The sequence below is a fragment of the Candidatus Formimonas warabiya genome, assembly GCF_002777255.1.
Lineage (GTDB): Bacteria > Bacillota > Dehalobacteriia > Dehalobacteriales > Dehalobacteriaceae > Formimonas > Formimonas warabiya.
Window position 1 is genome coordinate 4,729,726 of sequence record NZ_CP017634.1, and the last position, 21,329, is coordinate 4,751,054.

At 46.2% G+C, this 21,329-nt stretch carries 24 protein-coding genes; 21 read left to right on the plus strand and 3 right to left on the minus strand.

Features of this window, described 5'->3' with window-relative positions; all coding sequences use genetic code 11:
• Positions 1–99: 99 nt before the first annotated feature.
• The 4 genes from purR to DCMF_RS21435 all read left to right on the plus strand — a co-directional run bounded on the left by purR (position 100) and on the right by DCMF_RS21435 (position 3,859).
• Positions 100–933, plus strand: a complete 834-nt coding sequence (purR, locus tag DCMF_RS21420; protein WP_148136312.1) for a pur operon repressor — start codon at positions 100–102, stop codon at positions 931–933.
• Positions 934–1,050: 117 nt separating this feature from the next.
• Positions 1,051–1,323, plus strand: a complete 273-nt coding sequence (gene spoVG, locus DCMF_RS21425; RefSeq protein WP_148136313.1) for a septation regulator SpoVG — start codon at positions 1,051–1,053, stop codon at positions 1,321–1,323.
• A 102-nt stretch (positions 1,324–1,425) separates the two neighbouring features.
• On the plus strand, positions 1,426–2,808 hold the full coding sequence (glmU, locus tag DCMF_RS21430; RefSeq protein ID WP_148136314.1) for a bifunctional UDP-N-acetylglucosamine diphosphorylase/glucosamine-1-phosphate N-acetyltransferase GlmU: 1,383 nt from the start codon (positions 1,426–1,428) through the stop codon (positions 2,806–2,808).
• Between the two features lie 103 nt (positions 2,809–2,911).
• Positions 2,912–3,859, plus strand: a complete 948-nt coding sequence (locus DCMF_RS21435) for a ribose-phosphate diphosphokinase (protein ID WP_148136315.1) — start codon at positions 2,912–2,914, stop codon at positions 3,857–3,859.
• A 28-nt stretch (positions 3,860–3,887) separates the two neighbouring features.
• Here DCMF_RS21435 and DCMF_RS21440 read toward each other — a convergent pair whose 3' ends face one another.
• Positions 3,888–4,700 carry a PRC-barrel domain-containing protein gene (locus DCMF_RS21440; protein WP_148136316.1) on the minus strand — a complete coding sequence of 271 codons (813 nt, stop codon included), beginning with the start codon at positions 4,698–4,700 and terminating at the stop codon, positions 3,888–3,890.
• Positions 4,701–4,849: 149 nt separating this feature from the next.
• Between DCMF_RS21440 and pth the strand changes: the two genes are divergently transcribed.
• The 7 genes from pth to DCMF_RS21475 all read left to right on the plus strand — a co-directional run bounded on the left by pth (position 4,850) and on the right by DCMF_RS21475 (position 12,674).
• Positions 4,850–5,413, plus strand: coding sequence for an aminoacyl-tRNA hydrolase (gene pth / locus DCMF_RS21445; RefSeq protein ID WP_148136317.1), 564 nt, complete (start codon positions 4,850–4,852; stop codon positions 5,411–5,413).
• A 178-nt stretch (positions 5,414–5,591) separates the two neighbouring features.
• Positions 5,592–5,990 carry a hypothetical protein gene (locus tag DCMF_RS21450; protein WP_148136318.1) on the plus strand — a complete coding sequence of 133 codons (399 nt, stop codon included), beginning with the start codon at positions 5,592–5,594 and terminating at the stop codon, positions 5,988–5,990.
• 123 nt (positions 5,991–6,113) lie between these two features.
• Positions 6,114–9,599, plus strand: a complete 3,486-nt coding sequence (mfd, locus tag DCMF_RS21455; RefSeq protein WP_214658796.1) for a transcription-repair coupling factor — start codon at positions 6,114–6,116, stop codon at positions 9,597–9,599.
• 33 nt (positions 9,600–9,632) lie between these two features.
• Positions 9,633–10,604: a peptidylprolyl isomerase gene (locus tag DCMF_RS21460; protein ID WP_148136320.1), complete on the plus strand. Its 972-nt coding sequence runs from the start codon at positions 9,633–9,635 to the stop codon at positions 10,602–10,604.
• A gap of 195 nt (positions 10,605–10,799) precedes the next feature.
• The gene (spoVT, locus tag DCMF_RS21465) at positions 10,800–11,372 is read left to right on the plus strand and encodes a stage V sporulation protein T (protein ID WP_148136321.1); all 573 of its coding nucleotides are present in this window, start codon (positions 10,800–10,802) and stop codon (positions 11,370–11,372) included.
• Between the two features lie 144 nt (positions 11,373–11,516).
• Positions 11,517–12,296 (plus strand): nucleoside triphosphate pyrophosphohydrolase, encoded by a 780-nt coding sequence (gene mazG / locus DCMF_RS21470; RefSeq protein WP_236860085.1) that lies wholly within the window; start codon positions 11,517–11,519, stop codon positions 12,294–12,296.
• Between the two features lie 102 nt (positions 12,297–12,398).
• Complete coding sequence (locus tag DCMF_RS21475) at positions 12,399–12,674, plus strand: HU family DNA-binding protein (protein ID WP_148136322.1); 276 nt, start codon at positions 12,399–12,401, stop codon at positions 12,672–12,674.
• Positions 12,675–12,773: 99 nt separating this feature from the next.
• Here the strand turns inward: DCMF_RS21475 and glnA are convergent, their stop codons facing one another.
• Positions 12,774–14,072 carry a type I glutamate--ammonia ligase gene (glnA, locus tag DCMF_RS21480; RefSeq protein WP_148138021.1) on the minus strand — a complete coding sequence of 433 codons (1,299 nt, stop codon included), beginning with the start codon at positions 14,070–14,072 and terminating at the stop codon, positions 12,774–12,776.
• 233 nt (positions 14,073–14,305) lie between these two features.
• On the opposite strand from glnA, the gene DCMF_RS21485 reads away from it, so the two are divergent.
• From DCMF_RS21485 to DCMF_RS21525, 9 genes are all read left to right on the plus strand, one after another.
• Positions 14,306–14,575, plus strand: a complete 270-nt coding sequence (locus DCMF_RS21485; protein WP_257790930.1) for an RNA-binding S4 domain-containing protein — start codon at positions 14,306–14,308, stop codon at positions 14,573–14,575.
• A gap of 70 nt (positions 14,576–14,645) precedes the next feature.
• Positions 14,646–15,611 carry a SpoIID/LytB domain-containing protein gene (locus tag DCMF_RS21490; protein WP_148136323.1) on the plus strand — a complete coding sequence of 322 codons (966 nt, stop codon included), beginning with the start codon at positions 14,646–14,648 and terminating at the stop codon, positions 15,609–15,611.
• 109 nt (positions 15,612–15,720) lie between these two features.
• A complete protein-coding gene (yabP, locus tag DCMF_RS21495) occupies positions 15,721–16,005 on the plus strand; it encodes a sporulation protein YabP (protein ID WP_148136324.1) in 285 nt (94 codons plus the stop codon).
• 15 nt (positions 16,006–16,020) lie between these two features.
• Positions 16,021–16,539, plus strand: coding sequence for a spore cortex biosynthesis protein YabQ (yabQ, locus tag DCMF_RS30535; RefSeq protein WP_148136325.1), 519 nt, complete (start codon positions 16,021–16,023; stop codon positions 16,537–16,539).
• 141 nt (positions 16,540–16,680) lie between these two features.
• Positions 16,681–16,926, plus strand: a complete 246-nt coding sequence (locus DCMF_RS21505) for a helix-turn-helix transcriptional regulator (RefSeq protein ID WP_148136326.1) — start codon at positions 16,681–16,683, stop codon at positions 16,924–16,926.
• A complete protein-coding gene (locus DCMF_RS21510; RefSeq protein ID WP_148136327.1) occupies positions 16,916–17,251 on the plus strand; it encodes an FtsB family cell division protein in 336 nt (111 codons plus the stop codon). The genes DCMF_RS21505 and DCMF_RS21510 overlap by 11 nt, the downstream gene beginning before the upstream one ends.
• A gap of 92 nt (positions 17,252–17,343) precedes the next feature.
• Positions 17,344–17,712: a S1 RNA-binding domain-containing protein gene (locus tag DCMF_RS21515; protein ID WP_148136328.1), complete on the plus strand. Its 369-nt coding sequence runs from the start codon at positions 17,344–17,346 to the stop codon at positions 17,710–17,712.
• Positions 17,713–17,796: 84 nt separating this feature from the next.
• Positions 17,797–18,666: a Ppx/GppA phosphatase family protein gene (locus DCMF_RS21520; RefSeq protein ID WP_148136329.1), complete on the plus strand. Its 870-nt coding sequence runs from the start codon at positions 17,797–17,799 to the stop codon at positions 18,664–18,666.
• 89 nt (positions 18,667–18,755) lie between these two features.
• Complete coding sequence (locus tag DCMF_RS21525; protein WP_148136330.1) at positions 18,756–19,862, plus strand: mannose-1-phosphate guanylyltransferase; 1,107 nt, start codon at positions 18,756–18,758, stop codon at positions 19,860–19,862.
• A gap of 3 nt (positions 19,863–19,865) precedes the next feature.
• Here the strand turns inward: DCMF_RS21525 and DCMF_RS21530 are convergent, their stop codons facing one another.
• Positions 19,866–20,159 (minus strand): hypothetical protein, encoded by a 294-nt coding sequence (locus DCMF_RS21530; RefSeq protein WP_214658797.1) that lies wholly within the window; start codon positions 20,157–20,159, stop codon positions 19,866–19,868.
• A gap of 57 nt (positions 20,160–20,216) precedes the next feature.
• Between DCMF_RS21530 and DCMF_RS21535 the strand changes: the two genes are divergently transcribed.
• The gene (locus DCMF_RS21535; protein ID WP_148136332.1) at positions 20,217–21,329 is read left to right on the plus strand and encodes a CotS family spore coat protein; all 1,113 of its coding nucleotides are present in this window, start codon (positions 20,217–20,219) and stop codon (positions 21,327–21,329) included.

The window sequence follows — 21,329 nt, forward strand, 5'->3', positions numbered from 1 at the left end:
AGGCAGGTTTTTCCTTTCAGGTGTAGAAAATGAATATTAAACGGAAAAATGTAAATAATATTCGGAATAATACGGCGTGAAAATATGGGGGCGGGGAATATGGAAAAGCTAAAGAGGACAGATCGTCTTGTGGTTTTAAGCACCTTACTGACGAAAAACCCCAATGCGTTATTTTCGCTCAGCGATCTGGCGACTATCACCGGAGCAGCCAAATCGACGATTAGTGAAGACTTAACCATCGTGAAAGAAGTTTTTTCTCTTTTTTCTTTAGGCGAATTAAGTTCCATCGCTGGAGCAGCAGGCGGGGTCGTATATAAGCCGGTGGAGCACGAAGAAGCTACAGGGGAATTTTTAGAAAAACTGGCGGAACGATTCAGTGAACCGGATCGCATTGTTCCCGGGGGTTTTATCTATATGACGGATGTGATTTATGATCCCAGGATCATATCCCGGATTGGAGAGATATTTTTTACCAAGTTTTGTGCATGCAGTCCGGATTATATTGTCACGGTGGAAACAAAAGGGATCCCTATCGCCATGATGACGGCCCGGTCCTTCAATGTACCCCTGGTGATTATCCGGGATTCCGGGCGGGTGACCGAAGGAACTTCCGTGAGCATTAATTATGTTTCGGGCTCTTCCCAGCGCATTCAAACCATGTCTTTGTCACGAAGGGCCTTGCCTACCGGTGCCAAAGTCTTGATCATAGACGACTTTATGAAAGGCGGGGGCACCGCCCAGGGCATGCATAATCTGATGAAGGAATTTAATGCGGAAGTGCTGGGAACGGGTGTGGTCATTGCTACCAGGGAACCTCAGGACAAGCTGATCAAAGATTATTATGCCTTATTGGAGCTGATTTCTATTCATGAATTGTCGAAAAATATCTTAATTAAACCATTTATAGAGAATAAAGAAACTTTTTTGAAATAGCATGTATATTTATAGGAAGTTTTGGAAATTTAGTATCATGTTGAAGGAATTTTATGGTAAACATAGAATTAACAAATAACCAAAGATTTTTTGCATAATAGAAGGGTGGTGAGGGAATTGAACGTAACTGACGTTCGCATCAGAAAAATCCTTTCGGAAGGGAAAATGAAAGCTATTGTATCTGTAACCATCGATGATGCTTTCGTAATACATGACGTAAAAGTAGTTGATGGGCAAAATGGTTTGTTTGTGGCTATGCCTAGTCGCAAAACGCCGGCAGGAGAGTTCAGAGATATAGCTCATCCAATTTCCCAACAGGCACGTGATATTATTCAATCCAAGGTATTGGAAAAATATCAGGAAGTGCTTTCAGAGCAAGAAGCGGTGTAAAATTCAAAATGTATTTTTTTGTGGAGCACTTGCCTGCTCCATTACTTTTTCTGGATATATTCCCGTATTCAAACATTCTGACACTATAGGGGGGTAATATTTTTGTCTTTAGGATGCGCAATTATTCTTGCAGCAGGAAAAGGAACCAGGATGAAATCCCGTCTCCCGAAAGTTTTGCATCAAGTGGGAGGAAAGTATATGGTGGAGCACGTGATTTCCGCAGTGGGAGAGATCGGTGTCCGGGAAGTGATCGCGGTGATCGGACATGAAGCGGAAATGGTGCGGCAGGCTTTAGGAAACAAAATAACCTGTGCCGTCCAGGAACAGCAATTGGGCACGGGGCATGCCGTGATGATGGCCCTTCCTTACTTGGAGCAGGCGGGCGGCAGTGTTCTGGTTGCCTGCGGAGATACACCCCTTCTGAGGGCCGATACCTTGAAAAAACTAGGGGAATTTCACCTCGCTTCCCAAGCGGTGTGCACCATCCTTTCTGCCAGGTTCCCCGATCCGACGGGATACGGGAGGATCATCCGGAATCAGAACCATACGGTAGAAAAAATAGTAGAACAAAAGGATGCCCGGCCCGAAGAGCTTTCCATTGATGAAATTAATACGGGCACCTACTGTTTTGACCTCCAGTGGCTGAGAAAAGCCGTTCAGAGCCTGACACCAAATAATACTCAGGGTGAGTATTATTTGACCGATGCCATCGCTTTTTTTGTGTCCCGGGGATTAACCGTGCATGCATTTTTGACGGAAGATTTTCATGAGACCCTGGGTATTAACAGCCGGTCTCAGCTGGCTGAAGCAGAAGCAGTGTTGCGGATGCGAAAAGCACAGGACCTCATGGCGCAAGGCGTAACGATCATAGATCCCTCGTCTACCTTTATTGATCATGATGTGCAAATTGGACCGGATACCATTGTGGAGCCTTTTACTTTTCTCCGAGGGACCACCGTGATCGGGTCCGAATGTATCATCGGCCCCCACGCCGACATTAAGGATTCCACCATCGGTCATGGAGTGACGTGCTCGCGTTCCGTAATGGTAGAATCATTGGTCGAGGACCATTGTACCATCGGTCCTTTTGCCTACTTACGCCCGGGAACGGAACTTTGCGAGAAAGTAAAGGTGGGAGATTTTGTAGAAATCAAAAAATCCGTGATCGGTGCGCAAAGCAAGGTTCCTCATTTGAGCTATGTGGGCGATGCCGAGGTAGGAAAGAATGTAAATATTGGCTGTGGCACCATTACCTGCAATTATGATGGAAAGTATAAGCACCGGACCGTGATTGGTGATGGCGCTTTTATTGGCAGCAATACAAATCTGGTTGCTCCGGTAGAAGTAGGAAAAGGTGCCATGACGGGTGCCGGCTCTACGATTACCAAGAATGTACCCGATGACGACCTGGCTTTAGCCCGGGGAAAGCAGATCAATCTGCCCGGGTGGGCGGCAAAAAAACGGAAACAACAGGAGGAAATGTAAGAAAAACTTTTCGGCCCGCTGTCGAAAATGGACAGGAGATTCGGATTTCAGGTCGAATAGTTCAAGGTACGATTTTTTGCTTCTGGGAGGTAAGAGAGTAATTATGAGCAGCAATAAACTTAAGCTATTTTCTGCTAATGCGAACCCCCAGTTAGCTCAGGAAATAGCTGAGTATTTGGGATTGAGTGTGGGAGCCGCCAAAGTAACGCGTTTTAGTGACGGAGAAATTGCTCTGGCCATTGATGAGAGTGTTCGGGGGGCCGACGTCTTTGTGATTCAGCCTACCTGTGGTCCGGTCAATGAACACTTGATGGAGCTATTGATCATGATAGATGCCATGCGCAGGGCATCTGCCCGGAGGATTACGGCTGTGATGCCCTATTATGGATATGCCCGGCAGGAAAGAAAAAGCCGGGCCAGAGACCCCATTTCCGCGAAATTGGTGGCAAATTTGCTGACGGCCGCCGGGGCCCGCCGTGTCGTGGCCATGGACCTTCATGCCAGCGCCATTCAGGGGTTTTTTGATATTCCGGTGGATCATTTACCGGGTGTGCCCATTCTCGGGGAATACTACAAAAATAAACATTTGGAAAATGTGGTGGTGGTTTCGCCGGATTTAGGAGGAGTAACCCGGGCCCGCAATTTGGCAGACCGGCTGGGGACGGGGATTGCCATTATCGATAAGACCAGGCCGGAACCGAACGTGGCGGAGATTATGAACATTATCGGCGATATTGAAGGAAAAACCGTGATCATGGCGGATGATATTATCGATACGGCAGGTACCATTACTTTGGGCGCCAAAGCCCTCTTGGACAGGGGCGCGAAAGAAGTGCACGCGTGTTGTACCCATCCGGTACTGTCGGGACCTGCCATAGAGCGTTTAGAGCAGTCTGTCCTTAAAGAAGTGGTGATCACCAACACCATTCCCGTTGATCCGGCCAGACTGGAGAATTGTTCCAAAGTGAAGGTATTATCTGTCGCGCCTCTGCTCGGGGAAGCGATTATCCGGATTCATGAAGATCTTTCTGTGAGCCGGCTTTTTGACTAAGAAAAACCCCTGCCTAAGGGCAGGGGTTTTATTCCTTGTTTTCTCTGCTTTCTTTCGTTTCTTCGGCCGCCGGACTTTCCGGTGGCGGTGGGTTGGGGCTTTCTTCTTTTTGCTCTTCTTGGGGTGAGACGGGTTCCTGACTGGGGAGTGGTGGATCTGCTTCCGTTGGGCCAGGCGGTTCCGGTTGTCCCGGTTTGGTGATCTTGTCTTCCTCTTCCGCCAGTTTGCTGATGGAATGGGCAATGGCCTGACCCAGTTTCTGAGAAGTTTGCATAGTGCTTTCCCAGGCTTTGGTGGTGACAGACTTTAATTCATGCATGGTGGTGCGAAGATGTTTTGCGCTGGGGATGAGGCGCTTTTCTGCCCCGTCTGCCACAATGACCACGTCTTTTCCCATGGTGACTACTTCCTCACAGGGTAGTGCCGCTTTGCCTTTCCAAATTCCTTCCGTACCCCTGCCGCTGATTTCCAGCTTGGTAATCTTTCCGGAGGAATCGAACCAAAATTCTTCCACCTGTCCTAGCGCCTTGCCTGTAGTGCTCACCACTTTGGAGTTGATCAGCTGGGCGGGGCTTTTTAACAGTTTCAGGATCTGGGGAAAATTAGCGGGCTTTTCTGCCGTGCCCGACTTATCGATCACGACGGCATTTTCCCCAATACTTGTAACTCTGTTGAAGGGAATGATCTTATCTTCTTTGAACCAGCCTTTTTGATCAATGACAAAAGCAATGATTTCTTTGATTGCCGGGTCGACGACGATGCTTTTAATATATCCCAGTTGTTCACCTTCATTTACACTTAATACGGGGAGAGAAAGAATTTTCCTACTTAATTTTTCCATGGGAGGACACCTCCTTTTTCTACACGCTCCACCATATTAGAATACTATGCGTATAGAATTGTTGATATGACAAATCATGTGCAAAAGAAAGCTGGGGAAGAGGGCCTATTTTTTTAAGCTCAAGAACAGGAACAAAGGAGGGCAGGTCCATGAGACTCATTGCAGGATTAGGAAATCCGGGACCTCGTTATGAAACAACACGGCACAACGTGGGCTTTATGGTTGTCGATTTATTGGCGGAAAAACTAAGCTTGGATTTTAAAAAACAAGCCCATTTTTCATCCGTTGCCGAAGGGCGCCTGATGCATGAAAAGCTGGTGCTGATGAAACCTTTAACCTATATGAATTTAAGCGGCAAGGCTGTAGCCGATGCATATAATTTTTATAAAATAGATTTATCCGAACTGATCATCATCTATGATGATCTGGATTTGGAGGTGGGAAGGCTGCGGGTCAAACCCGGGGGCAGTGCAGGCGGTCATAAGGGAATGGATTCTATTATTCGCCAGTTGGCCAGCCAAAATGTGCCCCGGGTGAAAATCGGCATCGGCCGGCCCAGTGTGGAGGATGTATCGGACTATGTCACCATGCCTTTTCCCGACGCTGACTGGAACCTGGTAAAACCGGTGATTGAGGATGCGGCTGATGCCGTGGAATTATGGATAAAAGAAGGCATTACCAGTGCCATGAATAAATATAATGCGGCAAGATGAGCGAATGGATGAGTCAGGGGACGGTTCTTTGACTCACTTCATTTGCTGAATGAGGTTTTTGCTTTATTTTTGATGATACTCTTTTTTTGCTGGCATTTTTTGATAAGTGAGTCAGAGAACCGTCCCCTGACTCACTCCCTGATGAATAATTAAAGCCGTTGGATCGGAAACTAAACCCATGAATTGGTTATGGGCAGGAATTTTAGCTGCGGTTGCGGCCTGGCAGCTGAACAAAATCATCGTCAGGTTCTGGGGAGAATGGGGCACCATATGGATTACTCCGGCCGTGGAGGAAACGGTAAAAACCACAGGCGCTTTTGTCCTGGGGGCCGATCTTATTCTTACCCATGGCTTCTTTGGCGCCATTGAAGCCTTATATGATCTGAAAACTTCCCGGCGCAGAGGGTTTTCGGCTGCTCTGGCAAGCTTGCTGGGGCATTTGGTTTTTGGCATGGCCGCCCAGGGGGCTTGGACGGTTTACGGCAGCCTTTTTGCGGCAGTGGCCTTCGGGACCATGGGACATTTGGCGTGGAATGTTTTAATCTCTATGTTAACTAAGAGAAAGCGGATCCCTTGACGAAAAGAAGGAAGCCCGATATACTTAAGGAATAATCTAAAGAGAAACGGGTCCAGAAACGCGCGGTCTTCTCAAGGTCGTGCTTATTTCTGCATGCAAAAAAGACGGCTAGGGAGGAAGTTCATGATTTGCTCGCAGCTTGTGTGGCCATGGAAAGAGATTAGGCAGTACCGCCAATTAAAGGAGAATTTACGCCCCGGGGCCGGCCATTTGGTCGTCGGTCTGACGGATTTACCCCGGTCTTGCTGGACGGTAGCACTGGAAGAGGATGTGCACGTACCGATTCTGGTGATTACCTCCTCCGCCGAAGCGGCTAAAAAGACCTATGCGGATTTGGTATCCCTGGCTCCCCAAAAACAAGTATTTTTTTTCCCCCATGTGGAACTTCTCCCCTATGAAGTTTATGCCCGTAATCTGGAAATTGGGGCTCAAAGGATCACCGCCCTGCATAAAATGGCCGGCCAGGAGCCGGTAGTTGTTGTCACTTCGGTAGAGGCCTTAATCAGAAGAACGGTCTCCCGTGAGACTTTTAACGCACATACGCTTACTTTAGCAACCGGTTCCAGAATCGATATTCTTCAGTTGTCTGTTCTCTTTATCAATATGGGCTATTCTAAAGAAAACCTGGTGGAAATTCCGGGCACATTCAGCATCAGAGGCGGCATCATTGATGTTTATCCTTTTACGGAAAATCACCCTGTACGCGTGGAATTATTTGACGACGAAATTGAATCGATTCGTTTTTTCGATCCGGACACCCAGCGTTCTTTAGAAGAAATTGGTCAAGTCATTTTGCCCCCGGCCCGGGAACTTCCCGCAAATTCGGAATTGCTTATTTCGGCGGGAAGAAGATTGGAGCAAGAATTGACCCGTGTCCTGCCCTCTTACTCCGGAGCAGCGAAAAGGAATCTCAGGGAGAAATTTTCTTTCTATGTGGAGCAAATGAGCCAGGGAATCTGGATGGACGGCATGGAGCAGTTCTTACTTTATTTTTACCCCAAAGCAGGAAGCGTGCTGAATTATCTTCCCCCCACGGGATTGGTAATTGTGCATGAACCGGATAGTGTGCGTCAAACCGTAGAAAAAATGAGAAAACAAATGGACTCCTGGTATTATGACCTTTTGGAGGAAGGAAAAATACTCCCTTCCTTTGGGCAAAATTTTCTTGATTTTGCGGAGTTAAAAGAGGTGATAACCGGTTATCCTTTTGTTCTGCTGGCTCAATTGCCGGAAACGGCAGGACTGCCTGTGCAGGATAAACATGACTTGATATCCAGGGAGCTTCCCTCCTATAAAGGACAAATGCATCTTTTAGCGGAGGATCTCAAATATTATCAGCAGCAGAAATACCACATCCTCTTTTCGGCCAGTTCTTCCGTAAGAAAAGAGAAACTAAAGGAACTCTCCCAGGAATTAGGCATGGAAGGGATCGAAATCATCGATGCCGCACTTTCCCGCGGTTTTGAAAGCCCGGTCACCAAAATGCTGGTTCTAAGCGAAACGGATATTTTGGGGCAAACCACCCATGCCAAGGCCCGCCGGCCATTGCGCAAAGGGGAAAAAATAGCCACTTTTCTTGATCTCAAAGTAGGTGACTATGTGGTTCATGTGAACCATGGCATCGGGCGTTATTTAGGCGTTGTGCGCTTGGATATCGGCGATGCCCAACGGGATTATTTTGATATTCGCTATGCCGGGGAGGATAAATTGTATGTTCCCACCGATCAGGTGGATTTAATTCAAAAGTATGTGGGAGCGGACGGCCAGACGCCGAAGGTTTATAAATTGGGCGGCACGGAATGGAACCGGGTAAAAACCAAGGTGCGGAATTCGGTCCAGGATATGGCCAAGGAATTATTGGCCCTCTATGCGGCCAGAGAAGCTGTGAAAGGGCATGGCTTCTCTACGGACACAGTCTGGCAAAAGGAGTTTGAAGACGCCTTTCCTTACCCGGAGACGCCCGATCAATTACGGGCCGTGGAAGAGATCAAGAAAGACATGGAAAACAGCAAGCCTATGGAGCGATTGCTCTGCGGAGATGTGGGCTACGGGAAAACGGAAGTGGCTTTAAGAGCGGCTTTTAAAGCCGTGATGGACGGAAAACAGGTAGCCGTATTGGTCCCCACCACCGTGCTGGCCCAACAGCACCAAAGAACTTTTGAAGAAAGGTTTTCCGGCATGCCTGTGACCATCGGGGTGCTGAGCAGGTTTAAAAGTGCCAAAGAAACGGCGCAGACCTTAAAAGATCTGGCCCAGGGCATGGTCGATATTGTTATCGGCACCCACCGGCTCATCTCCAAAGATGTCAGGTTCAAAGATCTAGGGCTGCTCATTATCGACGAGGAACAGCGCTTCGGAGTAGGCCATAAAGAAAAGATCAAGAACATGAAACAAAATATTGACGTACTCACGCTGACCGCTACGCCCATTCCCCGGACCTTGCACATGTCATTGGTGGGCGTTCGTGATATGAGCGTGATTGAGACGCCTCCGGAAGACCGGCAGCCTGTGCAGACTTACGTAATGGAATACCAGGATCGTGTGATCAAGGAGGCGATTTCCCGGGAGATCGGCCGGGGCGGCCAAGTATATTTTGTGCATAACAGGATTAACAACATTTATCGGAGCGCCAGCCAAATCCAGGAACTGGTCCCGGAAGCGAAAATCGTCGTGGGCCACGGCCAGATGAAGGAACATGAACTGGAAACCGTGATGCTGGATTTTGTGGAAGGAAAATATAACGTCCTGGTCTGTACCACCATTGTAGAATCAGGACTGGACATTCCCAATGTAAATACGCTGATCGTGGATGAAGCGGATCATTTGGGACTATCCCAGCTTTATCAGCTGCGCGGCAGGGTAGGCCGGTCCAACCGGCAGGCTTTTGCGTATTTCACCTATCGGAAGGATAAAATATTAAGCGGCATTGCCAAAAAACGGTTGACGGCGATCCGGGATTTTACCGAACTGGGTTCCGGATTCAAAATTGCCATGCGGGATATGGAGATTAGAGGGGCGGGAAATATTCTGGGCCCGGAGCAGCATGGCCATATTCTGGCCGTAGGTTTTGATCTCTACTGCCGTTTGGTGGAAGAGGAAGTGAATAAACAGCGGCAAGGACAGACCCAGGCTTTGGAAAAAATCACCCCTTCCCTGGAGTTAAATATGGATGCCTATATCCCGGACAATTACGTGCTGGAATCCGATTTAAAAATAGAATTATATAAACGTCTGGCCGCAGCGGAAGAACTTAAGGATGTGGACGACCTGGAATATGAAGTGGAAGATCGTTTTGGGGTGATGCCTGAAGTGGTGCGAAATTTATTCGTATTAGGGAAGCTAAAGGTTCTGGCCCAAAAACTCAGAATTAATGGGATCTTCCAGCAAAAGCAACTGATCACGATTCGTTTTGCCCCGGATCACGCCGTGGTGGGCAACCACTTGGCGGAAATCGCCCAGGAGTTTGGCCGGCGCATTTCCTTCAGCGTATCCGGAGATTTGGAAATACGGGTAAATGCAGGGGGATGTCTCCCCCCACGGGTATTGCAGATCTTGCTGAGCATTTTAACAAAATTATTAGGTTTTATCCCTAAGGCCGGCGTGGTATAATAAAATATCTTTTTGTGTGTGGAGGTGGTTTTGTTGCGTCGACGGATGATAGGAGGACTGGTCATCTTATTGTCTTTGGTATTACTATCCGGCTGTGGTCCAAAACCGGTAGCCGTTGTGAATGGGGAAAAAATATCCCAGGAAAGATTTGACCGTTATTTTGCCCAATTAAAAGCGTATGCAGAACAAATGGGCACTTCTTTTGAAGGGGATGAGGGGAAAAAGCAGTTAGCCAGCCTGAAACAAGAGGCTTTGGACGGCATTATTGATGAAACACTGGTTTTTCAAGCGGCTAAAAAGGAAGGGATCAAAGTAACGCCGGAGGAAATTGATCAATACTTGAATGAACGGGTGAAAAGCTCATTTGAGAGTGACCAAAAATTCCAGGACTGGTTAAAGTCCTTGAATATGACGGAGCAAGAGTTTAAACAGAAAATTGAGTACCAACAAACAGGCCAGAAACTATTTGATAAGGTTACGGCGAAAATATCCGTCAGTGACGAAGCGGCCCGGGAATATTATGAAAAAGACAAGGCTTCCTGGGAAAAGATTAAAGTATCCCATATTCTGATCAGTGCAGAACGGGATAAAGTGTCCAAGGAGGATTTGGAAAAGGCCAAGAAAAAGGCTCAATCCGTTATTACAGAGCTGGATCAGGGCGGCGATTTTGCGGAACTGGCCAAAAAATACTCAGAAGACCCGGGTTCGGCAAGTCAAGGCGGCCTATTAGACATGGAATTTACCAAAAATGAACAGGGATTGGTTCCTGAATTTGTGGAAGGATCCTTTAAACTGACCAAAGTTGGAGAATACAGTAAAGAACCTGTGTTGTCGGAATTTGGTTATCATATCATCAAATTGGATGAGAAGAAAGGTTCTTTTGAGGATGTGAAAGCAGACGTGAAAAATCAGCTTGTGCAGACCGATAAGAACCAGGCTTTTACCAAGTATATGGATGATTTAAAGAAAGAAGCGAAGATTACCAAGAATCTGCCCCAGGAATAAAAAAATTTGTCCACCCGGAAACGATAACTTGAAAAAAGCGCGCGCAGGCGCGCTTTTTTGGGCCTTGTCAGCTTTTGGGGCATGTTGAAGTGGTTTTGGGAAAAAATGAATAATAAGCAGGAAAAAGTTATATACTATCACTGAAACAATGCCAATGACGTCCTAAGCATAGCAAAAAGGAGGGAAATTAATTTCATGAAGGCCACAGGAATCGTACGCCGGATTGATGATTTAGGCAGAGTAGTAATCCCTAAAGAAATTCGCAGAACATTAAGGATTCGAGAAGGAGATCCCCTGGAAATTTTTGTAGATCGGGAAGGAGAGGTTATTCTAAAAAAGTATTCCCCTATTGGTGAATTAGGCGATTTTGCCAAAGAGTACGCTGATTCCCTCTATGAAGCTATAGGTCATATAGCTTGTATTGCGGACCGTGATACCATTATTGCGGTTAGCGGGGCTTCCAAAAAAGAGTTTCTCAATAAACCGATTGGTCCTGCGGTAGAACGGGTGATGGAAGAACGGCGCTCGGTATTAATTAATAATCCCGGCGAACATACCCATTGCAAGGACTGTGCCATTATGGAAAGCGACACTGAGGATGATACCTGCAAATTTACGGCAGAAGTAGTTGCTCCCATCATTGCCCAGGGAGATCCCATCGGGGCCGTGATCATTTGTACCAAAGAACCGAATGTGAACATGGGTGAAATGGAAGTAAAACTTGCGGAAACTGCTGCCGGATTTTTAGCCAAGCAAATGGAGCAGTAGGATAAAGAAGTAAAAAATGTGAGTATGCTAGGAAATAAAAGATGTTTTTATTAAAAAAAATCGCCACCGGCGATTTTTTTTAATAAAGGATGTTATAATAAAGAAAGCCTGATCCAGGAAAATCTAGTCTAGGAAGGGATTACTTTGAAAGATCAAAAAACAGACGGTACTTTGCATGAATTAGTAGATGTGATGGCGGTGCTCCGCGGGGAACAGGGCTGCCCTTGGGACAGAGAGCAGACCCACGAATCGATCAAAAAATATTTAGTGGAAGAAACATATGAGGTATTAGATGCAATTGATGAAAAAAATATGCATAAATTATGCGAAGAATTGGGAGACTTATTATTACAAATTACCTTTCATGCCCAAATGGCGCAAGAAAAGGGACATTTTAATATATGTGATGTCATCAATGGCGTTGTGGAAAAAATGATGCGCAGGCACCCCCATGTATTTGGGGGAGAAAGCGCAGAAACTTCTCAGCAGGTGCTGGTGAAGTGGGAAGAAATTAAAGCAGGAGAAAACGAAAAACCGAAACCCCTGCTGGATGTTCCCAATAACTTTCCCGCTTTGTACCGGGCCCAAAAAATCCAGGAAAAGGCTGCCCGGGTAGGGTTTGATTGGCCGGATGTTTCCGGGGCCTGGGCAAAGGTACAGGAAGAGATCCTGGAGTTGAAAGAAGCGGAAGCAACGAGTAAAGGGCCCAGAATTAAAGAAGAATTGGGGGATGTGCTATTTGCAGTAGTTAATGTAGCCCGTTTCATGGGCATTGACGCGGAAGAGGCTTTACAGGAAACCACAAAGAAATTTATCAAAAGATTTTCTTACATAGAAGATACAGCGAAAGCGAATCAGGTCCATGTAAAGGACATGTCTCTGGAAGAAATGGATCAATTGTGGTGTGAAGCGAAGGAAAAATAAAAATTTTTAGGAAAAAATATGAAAAAAACGGAATAAAGGAAGGAAAATCAAGGATCGTAGCGAATTTGTTAAAATCATCTACTTTTTTTAGGAGGGATTGTTTTGAATAAAACCGACCTGATAAATAGCGTAGCAGAAAAAGCTGAAGTAACAAAAAAAGATGCAGAAAAAGTCATCAACGCCGTGTTTGCAAGTATTAGTGATGCCTTGACGGCAGGGGAAAAAGTACAACTTGTGGGATTTGGTACTTTTGAAGTTAAGGAACGGGCGGCCCGTGTAGGTCGGAATCCCCAAACCGGAGAAACCATAAATATTTCCGCTGCAAAAGTTCCCACTTTTAAAGCCGGCAAAGTTTTAAAAGATGCGGTGGCTAAGTAAGAAAGCATCAAAGAAGAAAGTAGTGCGTGAAAAATAAAATCAGGTTCTAGGGAACCTGATTTTTTTTGGGCACTAACGCCCGGAAAGTGATCAGTATTATTAAAACTTCGTCAAATATTCCTCGATCTCCCACTGGGTGATTCTGGTCCGGTATTGATCCCACTCTAATTTTTTTGCCTCAAGATACTTTTCCACGATGTGTGATCCTAATGCCTCTTTGATAATTTCATCCTTTTCCAGATCCGTCACAGCTTCCCGGAGCGAGCCGGGTAAACTGGGAATGCCTTGGGCGATCCGCTCCGTTTCATTCATTTCGGAGATATTGCCGTCAATGGAGGGAGGGGCCTGGGTTTTGTTCCTGATGCCGTCCAGCCCTGCTTTCAACATCACCGCAATAGCCAGGTAAGGGTTGCAGGAAGGATCCGGGTTCCTCATCTCGATCCGGGTAGAGACTCCTCTTTTCGCCGGTATTCGGATCAAGGGGCTCCGGTTTTTAGCGGACCAGGCAATATAAACAGGTGCTTCATATCCCGGCACCAGGCGCTTGTATGAATTTACGGTGGGGTTGGTGATGGCGGTCATGTGCCGGGCATGTTGAATTAATCCGCCCAAATAGAAATAAGCTGTTTCGGAGAGCTCCAGCGGCCCCTTGGGGTCATAGAACGCATTTTTTCCCTCCTTAAATAAGGATTGGTTGGTGTGCATACCGGACCCGTTAATGCCAAAAATGGGTTTCGGCATAAAAGTAGCATGTAAGCCGTGGCGCTGGGCAATGGTCCGCACAACAAATTTGAAGGTGACAATGCTATCTGCGGCCGTTAAGGCATCCGTATATTTAAAATCGATTTCGTGCTGGCCGGGGGCAACTTCATGGTGGGATTCCTCAATCTCAAATCCCATGTTTTCCAAAGCAATGGCCATATCGCCCCGGGCGTTTTCGCCCAAATCCACCGGTGTCAGATCAAAGTAGCCCGCTTTATCGTGGGTCTCCAGCGTCGGCTGCCCTTTTTCGTCGGTATGGAAAAGAAAAAACTCACATTCCGGCCCCACATTCATGGTATACCCCATGGATCCGGCTTCTGCCAGCACTCTTTTCAGCACCTGTCTGGGATCCCCGGCAAAAGGAGTGCCATCTTCATGATAAACATCACAAATGAGCCTGGCCACGCTTCCTTCCTGCGGTCTCCAGGGAAAAATGACAAAGGTATTCGGATCAGGCATCAGATACATATCGGATTCTTCAATCCGTACGAAGCCTTCAATGGAAGAGCCGTCAAACATTAATTCCCCGTCAAGTGCCTTTTCCAGCTGGTGGGGGGGAATCGCCACATTTTTCAAGACACCGAAAATGTCGGTAAATTGGAGGCGAATAAATCGGACATCTTTTTCCTGGGCCATACACAGGACATCTTTCTTGGTAAATCTTGGCACGGGTTATCCCACCTTTCTTTACTAAAAATAAGATGTGCTTGAAAATAAAAAACGTCCCAGATAAAATAATCCCAGGACGCCGTTGACCCGTGATGTGCAGGTACATCTTTGTACCTGACAAGTTCTTATTTACTTGATATTATATTCTTGATCCGGTGAAAAATCAAGATTTGAACCAATAATAAATGATCAGGGAGGATATGATGAGGCTAGATAAATTTTTAAAGGTGTCCAGATTGATTAAAAGACGCACCGTAGCCAAAGAAGTATGTGATGGGGGAAAAATCTCTGTGAACGGCAAGACTGCCAAGGCGGGCAGCGAAGTGAAACCGGGAGATATCCTGGAATTAAGCTTAGGTCCTCGCGTGCTGAAAGTGGAAATAGTATCGGTCATGGATACAGTGCGGGCGGATCAAGCGAAAGAATTATACAAAATACTGGAAGATGTGCGCATCAGCCAGGAGTGGTAACGGAATAAAAAATTCCTTTCCCGGAAACCCTAAAAATGAAAAAAATCTTTGGAAACCGGGAGGAATGTCAATGAAAAAGTATTTTCTTCGTCTATGCGCACTCGCTTTAATTGTTTTTATTGGTATCGCAGCAGCCGGTTGTCCCAGCCCAGGATTAAAACCCAAAGGGGAAGATGTGAAACAGCGTTCTCAAACCTACAAAGAAGAACCTACCATCTCTCTCTTTGTCAATGAAACCCAAAAAACGCAAAGAATTAAACTGGAAAAATATATCGAAGGCGTGGTTGCCGCTGAAATGGATCCCCAGTGGCCCCAGAACAGTTTGGCCGCTCAAGCCATCTTGGCCCGTACCTTTACGCTGAAAAAAATTAAGGATGGAGGAGTCAAGGCCCATCAAACAGATGCTTCTACCAGTGTGGAGGAGTTTCAGGCCTATGATCCGGCCCGGGTCAACGATCGGGTGCGAAAGGCGGTCAGAGATACCCGGGGGATGGTTTTGCTCTACCAGGGTGAATATATTAACGGATGGTTTCATGCGGACAGTGGCGGGCGCACGGCTTCTTCCGCAGTAGAGGGACTGGATTATCGCAAGGAAAAGACCCCCTATATTACCAGTGTCAAGGATCCGGGTCAGGAAATTACCGTTCCGGAAAATAAATCCTGGACCGCCCGTTTTTCTCTGGATAAAGTAAGAGCGGTCGTCAAAGACACGGCAGGAAACGATCCGGGTAGGATCCAATCTGCTCAGATCACGGAAAAAGGTCCTTCAGGACGGGCCGTGAAAGTAAAAATCAACAATGTTACGCTCAGTGCCCCGGCTTTGCGCTTAGCTTTGGGCAACGATGAGATGAGATCAACCTTAATTGATAAATTTGCCATTGAAAATGGACAATTGGTGATCCACGGCAAAGGATATGGTCATGGTGTAGGGATGAGCCAGTGGGGAGCGCGGGCCTTGGCGGAGAAAGGACGGAGTGCCCAGGAAATCGTGAAATACTGGTTCAAAGGCGTAGAACTGAAAAAAGTATGGAAATAAATGTCTGCCAGGAAAAAGCCCTTTTGGGGCTTTTTTTATTTTACGCATATAGTTGTTTTTATCCACATAATAATTTGTTAGGTGTTGCCATGAGAAAGGGGGTAAAAGAATGCCGGACCAAAAGGTACATCATTTTTCCTTGGCCAACCGGGAAGAGTTTAATTTAAAAGGGGTAACAAAGGTGGAAACCTTTGATGAGTCGGAAATAATTATCGAAACCAATGCGGGGCCTTTAGCGATCAGAGGTGATAATTTGCATATAAACCATCTTAATTTAGAGTCGGGAGATCTGGTTGTGTTTGGGCTTGTGAAGTTAATCCAGTACTTGGATCCCCAGGGCCTAAAATCGGCAAAGGGGAAAGGAAAAAGTATCATCAACAGGCTCCTGAAATAAGATTGGGAGGAGAATATGGAATTTTTGGCTCTTCAGGTGGTCAATTTTTTGCTTTCCATTGCCATCGGGGTGTTTATCGGTCTCCTGTTCGATGTATACCGCGGGTTGTGGAAAAGGCTGTCTCCGCCCCGCATCACACGCCCCCTCTGGGATATCACTTGGTGGGTGATGGTTACCGGATTCGTTTTTGTTGTCCTGCTCTGGTGCAATTGGGGCGAGGTGCGTTTTTATTTATTTCTGGGACAAATTATTGGGTTGGTCTTTTATTTGAAAAAGATGAGCCGGACCTTTTTGCGTTTCTTCTTAAAATTTTTATTTTGGACGGAAAATTTTTTAAAAACATGCTTTAGGATTGGGCTCATTCCCTTCAAAATATTGAAACGAATCATTTTTTTACCCTTTGCCTGCGTGAGTATTTTGTTATTTCACATCATGGGTTTTTTAAAAAAATTCCTTATTTTGCTCAAACGGTTAACATGGGCCCTTCCGAAAAAAATGGTAAAAAGATGGAGAAAATTTTTTTGGAAAAAATAGCAGGAAAAATTTTTCAGGCGCAGAAATACCTTTGTAGTAATTTTGTAGCAAATTTGTCCACAACTGTTGATAAGCTGTGCATAAGCTGTGAAATATTTGTGTACAACCTGGGGACAAGACAAAGGTTAAGGGGCAGGCATCATGAAAATTGAAATCCGGGGTGTGGAAAAACTCAGTTTCCGTGAACGCCAGGTAGTGGCACTGAAAGAAATGGGCAAATCGGCAGAAGAAATTGCCAAAAGATTGGACTTAAGTCCCAGTACGGTAGCTACCCTTTATAACCGGGCCAAAACCAAAGGATATGAGGTCGTCATTATTATGCCAGGAGACGCACTAGGAATATTTGGCATAGACGCAGAAATGGAGGGAACAGGCAATGAAGATTAAGAACAAGTATCACATTAAAAAACGATTTTTTGTGATTTTTTGTGTTCTTTCCTATGTAGGCATCTGTTTTGGACAGCAGTTTTATCACATACATACGATTAATCAGGAAATCGCCGGTTATGTGCAGGAAAAAAACGATTTGATCCGGGAACAGAAAAATTTACAGCAAGAGATCAATTTACTGCAGAACAAATCCTATATTGAAAGAATCGCCCGGGAAGATTTAGGCTTGATCAAGCCGGGAGAGACTCTTTTAGTACCCGGCCATCCAGGAGATATGCCGAAAGCAAAATCGGTGGGGACAGTATCCGACAATATCCATTGACCTTACTTGGGGCAACTTTCTCATTGACAGAAGGTTTTTCCTTAGATATACTAACTGTATAGTGTATATTCGTTGGGAGGAATTATTTTTTTATGGGCCTTGCCGTTGGGAGCATCGTTGAAGGGATAGTTACTGGAATTACCAAGTTTGGCGCCTTTGTGGAGTTGCCTGGGGGAGTAACCGGCTTGGTTCACATTTCTGAAGTTGCGGATGCTTATGTAAAAGATGTGAAGGATTACCTCAAAGAAACTGACAAGGTAACAGTAAAAGTTGTCAATATTGACGAAAAGGGGAAAATAGGCCTGTCCATTAAGCAGGCAAAGCCAAAACCAGTAGCACCCCCGAGAAATCCCAAAAATGAGATTCCCTTTGAAGATAAACTGGCCAAGTTTTTGAAAGACAGCAACGAAAAACTAACCGCTTTAAAACGGCACCAGGAAGGCAAGAAAAGCGGCCGCTAGATCATGATAGCCACAGGGCATTCCTTTTCAGGGGAATGCTTTTTTATTTTTTACCCGTACCATCCATAAAGAAGGAGGTTTTCTATGAAAGCGGTTGTAGATATTGGTACCAATACGCTCCGGATGCTGATCGGAACGGTGCATGAAGGAAAAGTTTCTGTGCACGCCCAGTTTATTGAGGAACCCCGGTTGGGGGTTGGCATCACGAAAGGAGAATTAACGCCTGAGGCAGTGGACCGTACCGTGCAGGCCCTGGAAAAGTTCCAAAGGATTACCCGAGATTACCGGGTAAAGGATGTCGCTGTAGTGGCGACCAGCGCTGTAAGGGATGCAGCAAATAAGCAGGAATTTACGGAGCTGGTATTCGAGAAAACAGGCTGGCAGGTGGAAATCCTTTCCGGGAAGGAAGAGGCCGCCTATTCCTTTTCCGGAGCCGTGGCCACCATTCCTTTCGGGAGGGGAATCCCGGTGGTGATCGATATTGGGGGAGGCAGTACGGAAATTATTTATGCGGCGGAAGGAGAGGTAAAAGGGTCAAGTGTCAATGTGGGTGCGGTACGTTTAGCAGAAAGCAGGCTGTCCCCCCAACAGCTGAAAGAAAAATTATTTCCCGGCCTGGAAGGTATCCGTGATTTGGGCGGGAATCCGTGTCCCATTGGCGTAGGGGGCACTGCTACTACTGCTGCTGCCATTCATTACGGGATCGAAAAATATTCCCGTCCGGCTGTGCAGGGAAAAATAGTAACCTTACCTGACCTCAGGAGGCAAAAAAGCCGCTTAGAAAAAATGACGCTGGAGGAAAGAAAAAGGGTCCCGGGGCTCTCTCCCCAAAGAGCAGACATTATTGTGCCGGGACTGGAAATTCTGGTAACAGTCTTAGAGATGCTGGGATCGGAAAGCATTACGGTTAGTGATGCGGGAATTTTGGATGGTCTATTGTTGAGAAAGAATTGAACAGAAGGATTTTGGGTTGGACTTTCACCTTGTGTCACGGTACTGAATAGAGATATTAATATCCTATTCCATACGGGAGGTGGCAGAAGGTGGAGGAGGGTGCAGGAAAAAGGCATTCTGCTGTTTTTGCTGTAATTATGGCCGGCGGAGCAGGAACCAGGTTTTGGCCGAAAAGCCGCTTGAAAAATCCCAAGCAGTTCTTGAAACTGTTGGGTAAGGCCAGTTTGTTAAGTGATACGGTAAGACGGGCATCCATGCTGGTGGAACCGGAAAATTGCTTTGTAGTCACCCATAAACAGTATCACGGTCAGGTATTCGAAAGCATTCCGGAAATTCCGCCCCATAATGTTATTTTTGAACCGGCCAACCGGGATACGGCATCCTGTATAGGTCTTGCCGCCCTAAAGCTCTCCAAAATAGATCCGGAGGGTATCATGATGATACTTCCTTCGGATCATTATATCGGCCATGAAAAGGCTTTTATGAAAACTCTGGAAAGTGCCATAGCCTATGCGGAAAAGCATGATTACCTAATGACCTTAGGGATCAAGCCTGATTCTCCGCAGACCGGCTATGGCTATATTTGTTGGGAAAGAATTCTAACGGTGGAAAACGGCTACCCGGTTTACCAGGTGCAAAAATTTACGGAAAAGCCGGATCAAGGAACAGCCCTTTTTTTTCTGAAACAGGGGACCTATCTTTGGAACAGCGGTATTTTCGTGTGGAAGATTTCGGTGATCCTGAACGCCATGGAAAAATATTTGCCTGAGCTGTACCTGGAGCTGGAAAAGATCGAGCCTTTTATGGGCACCCCTGAGGAAGGGGTGTTATTGGAAAAAGCATATCCTCATTTTCCCAAGGTGTCCATTGATTATGGCATCATGGAAAAGGCGGATAACATCGGCACGATCCCGGGAGATTTTATCTGGGATGATGTGGGCAGCTGGTCCGCTCTAGAGAAATACCTGCCGAAAGACGAAAGAAACAACACCTTAAACGGGGGAAAACATATCGCCATTGATTCCCGGGGGTGCATTATCGACAGCGAAGCAAAGCTCATTGCCACCATCGGCGTGGAAGATTTAATTATTATTCAATCAGAGGATGTGATGCTGGTCTGCCGCAAAGACCGGGATCAGGAAGTAAAAAGACTGGTGGAAAAACTGAAAAGGTACGGTTTGGAGGAATATCTCTAAAAACTAGCTTCTTTCTATTTTCGGGACCGGAATATGGACCGGGTCTTCCGGGTGCCTTTTCATTTCATGGACCCATTTATCCAATAAATCGTCAAGAGTATCAATGACTTTATCGATAATTTCTCCTAAATCGTCTGCCCGGTGCACCGCATCCTCCAAATCTTTGCGATGGGCCAGGGTAATCCGGTTAAACTCGTCTGCCGAACTTACCAAAAGCCGGTAGGACTCAGCCAGGGGTTTTAAAGCAGTAATGAGATCCGTCACTTTTTTTTCTAAGCATTCTTTTCCGGTTTCCATTTTATGATTCATTCCTTTCCCAGATAGAAAATTGACGGGGAATGCCACTTCTTACACGTGGCGCGAAAACCTGGAGTGTTTCCCAGGAACAATGTACGAGCGGAAAAAATATTATGTTATGCAGAGCCAATCACTCCGGGGGAGATCTTTGACAGCAGAGGTGAAGAAAATGGGGATATGAGCCTATGTCCGATTCTTTGTCAATACGGAATTGATCCGCTCCAAATTGTCTCCCACGACCCTGTATATAAAATATTTGCGCAGAAGGGAAACTATGCTTTAAAAAAAATTAGCACCGATCCGGCCAGATTGATATTTTTCTTGGCTGCCATGGATTATCTGTGGCAGAGAGGATTTTTCCGCATGTCAAAGCTGGTAAAAGCTTTGAATGGGGACTTATTTACCCAATCAGGCACCGATTTGTTTTTTCTCACCGAGTGGGTGGAGGGCAGGTACATTAATTTTTCCCGGAGAGAAGAGCTGGAGGAGGCCGTGCGCTTGCTTGCCGACCTGCATCGCCTGGGGGAAGGTTTCTCTCCTCCCGAAGCATGTGTGCCCAGAAACGATATCGGCCGGTGGCCGGAAAAATGGCGCAAACGGATAGCGGATTTAGAAACAATGTCTGGTTTATCTGAATCCCAGGCAGATGGGTTTGACATCATCTTTCATAGAATGTGCGGAATCTGGTTGGAAGACGCCTATCGCGCTTTGGACATTCTGGAATCCTCCGGATACAGAGCATATAGTGGGGAGCAAAGTCAGTTAAAACCTTTGTGCCACCGGGATTTTGTCTATCACAATATTATCTATACCGGTCAGGAAGGGTTTTTGATCGATTTTGAATACTGTGTTCAGGATTCCCGGCTGACGGACTTAGCCCGTTTTTTGAGAACGAACTGGAGGAATCATCGCTGGGAAAGGGATGGGGTGCAGGAAATTTTGTCTGTCTATCACGGCAGGTACCCGCTGTCCCCCACAGAGCAAAGATTATTGCCGGCAGTATTGATGTTTCCTCATGAGGTATGGCGGGCGGGGCACCGGTGGTATTTTTCCCGCCAAAGAAAAAAAAGCGTTTATGACGATTTATCTCAACAATACCAATGTCACCGTGAGAAACAGGAGTTATTAAATAATTTTACACGAGGGTTTATTCTCCCGCCAAGGAGTTGA

Bases quoted from the DNA above. Each gene is read 5' to 3' on its own strand.
- mfd (WP_214658796.1), top strand. From the start codon at position 6,114: ATGATTTGCTCGCAGCTTGTGTGGCCATGGAAAGAGATTAGGCAGTAC.
- yabP (WP_148136324.1), top strand. From the start codon at position 15,721: ATGCCGGACCAAAAGGTACATCATTTTTCCTTGGCCAACCGGGAAGAG.
- DCMF_RS21520 (WP_148136329.1), top strand. From the start codon at position 17,797: ATGAAAGCGGTTGTAGATATTGGTACCAATACGCTCCGGATGCTGATC.
- DCMF_RS21450 (WP_148136318.1), top strand. From the start codon at position 5,592: ATGAATTGGTTATGGGCAGGAATTTTAGCTGCGGTTGCGGCCTGGCAG.
- DCMF_RS21510 (WP_148136327.1), top strand. From the start codon at position 16,916: ATGAAGATTAAGAACAAGTATCACATTAAAAAACGATTTTTTGTGATT.
- glnA (WP_148138021.1), bottom strand. From the start codon at position 14,072: ATGGCCCAGGAAAAAGATGTCCGATTTATTCGCCTCCAATTTACCGAC.
- yabQ (WP_148136325.1), top strand. From the start codon at position 16,021: ATGGAATTTTTGGCTCTTCAGGTGGTCAATTTTTTGCTTTCCATTGCC.
- DCMF_RS21490 (WP_148136323.1), top strand. From the start codon at position 14,646: ATGAAAAAGTATTTTCTTCGTCTATGCGCACTCGCTTTAATTGTTTTT.
- DCMF_RS21530 (WP_214658797.1), bottom strand. From the start codon at position 20,159: ATGGAAACCGGAAAAGAATGCTTAGAAAAAAAAGTGACGGATCTCATT.
- pth (WP_148136317.1), top strand. From the start codon at position 4,850: ATGAGACTCATTGCAGGATTAGGAAATCCGGGACCTCGTTATGAAACA.
- DCMF_RS21505 (WP_148136326.1), top strand. From the start codon at position 16,681: ATGAAAATTGAAATCCGGGGTGTGGAAAAACTCAGTTTCCGTGAACGC.
- DCMF_RS21485 (WP_257790930.1), top strand. From the start codon at position 14,306: ATGATGAGGCTAGATAAATTTTTAAAGGTGTCCAGATTGATTAAAAGA.
- DCMF_RS21440 (WP_148136316.1), bottom strand. From the start codon at position 4,700: ATGGAAAAATTAAGTAGGAAAATTCTTTCTCTCCCCGTATTAAGTGTA.
- purR (WP_148136312.1), top strand. From the start codon at position 100: ATGGAAAAGCTAAAGAGGACAGATCGTCTTGTGGTTTTAAGCACCTTA.
- DCMF_RS21515 (WP_148136328.1), top strand. From the start codon at position 17,344: ATGGGCCTTGCCGTTGGGAGCATCGTTGAAGGGATAGTTACTGGAATT.
- spoVT (WP_148136321.1), top strand. From the start codon at position 10,800: ATGAAGGCCACAGGAATCGTACGCCGGATTGATGATTTAGGCAGAGTA.
- DCMF_RS21435 (WP_148136315.1), top strand. From the start codon at position 2,912: ATGAGCAGCAATAAACTTAAGCTATTTTCTGCTAATGCGAACCCCCAG.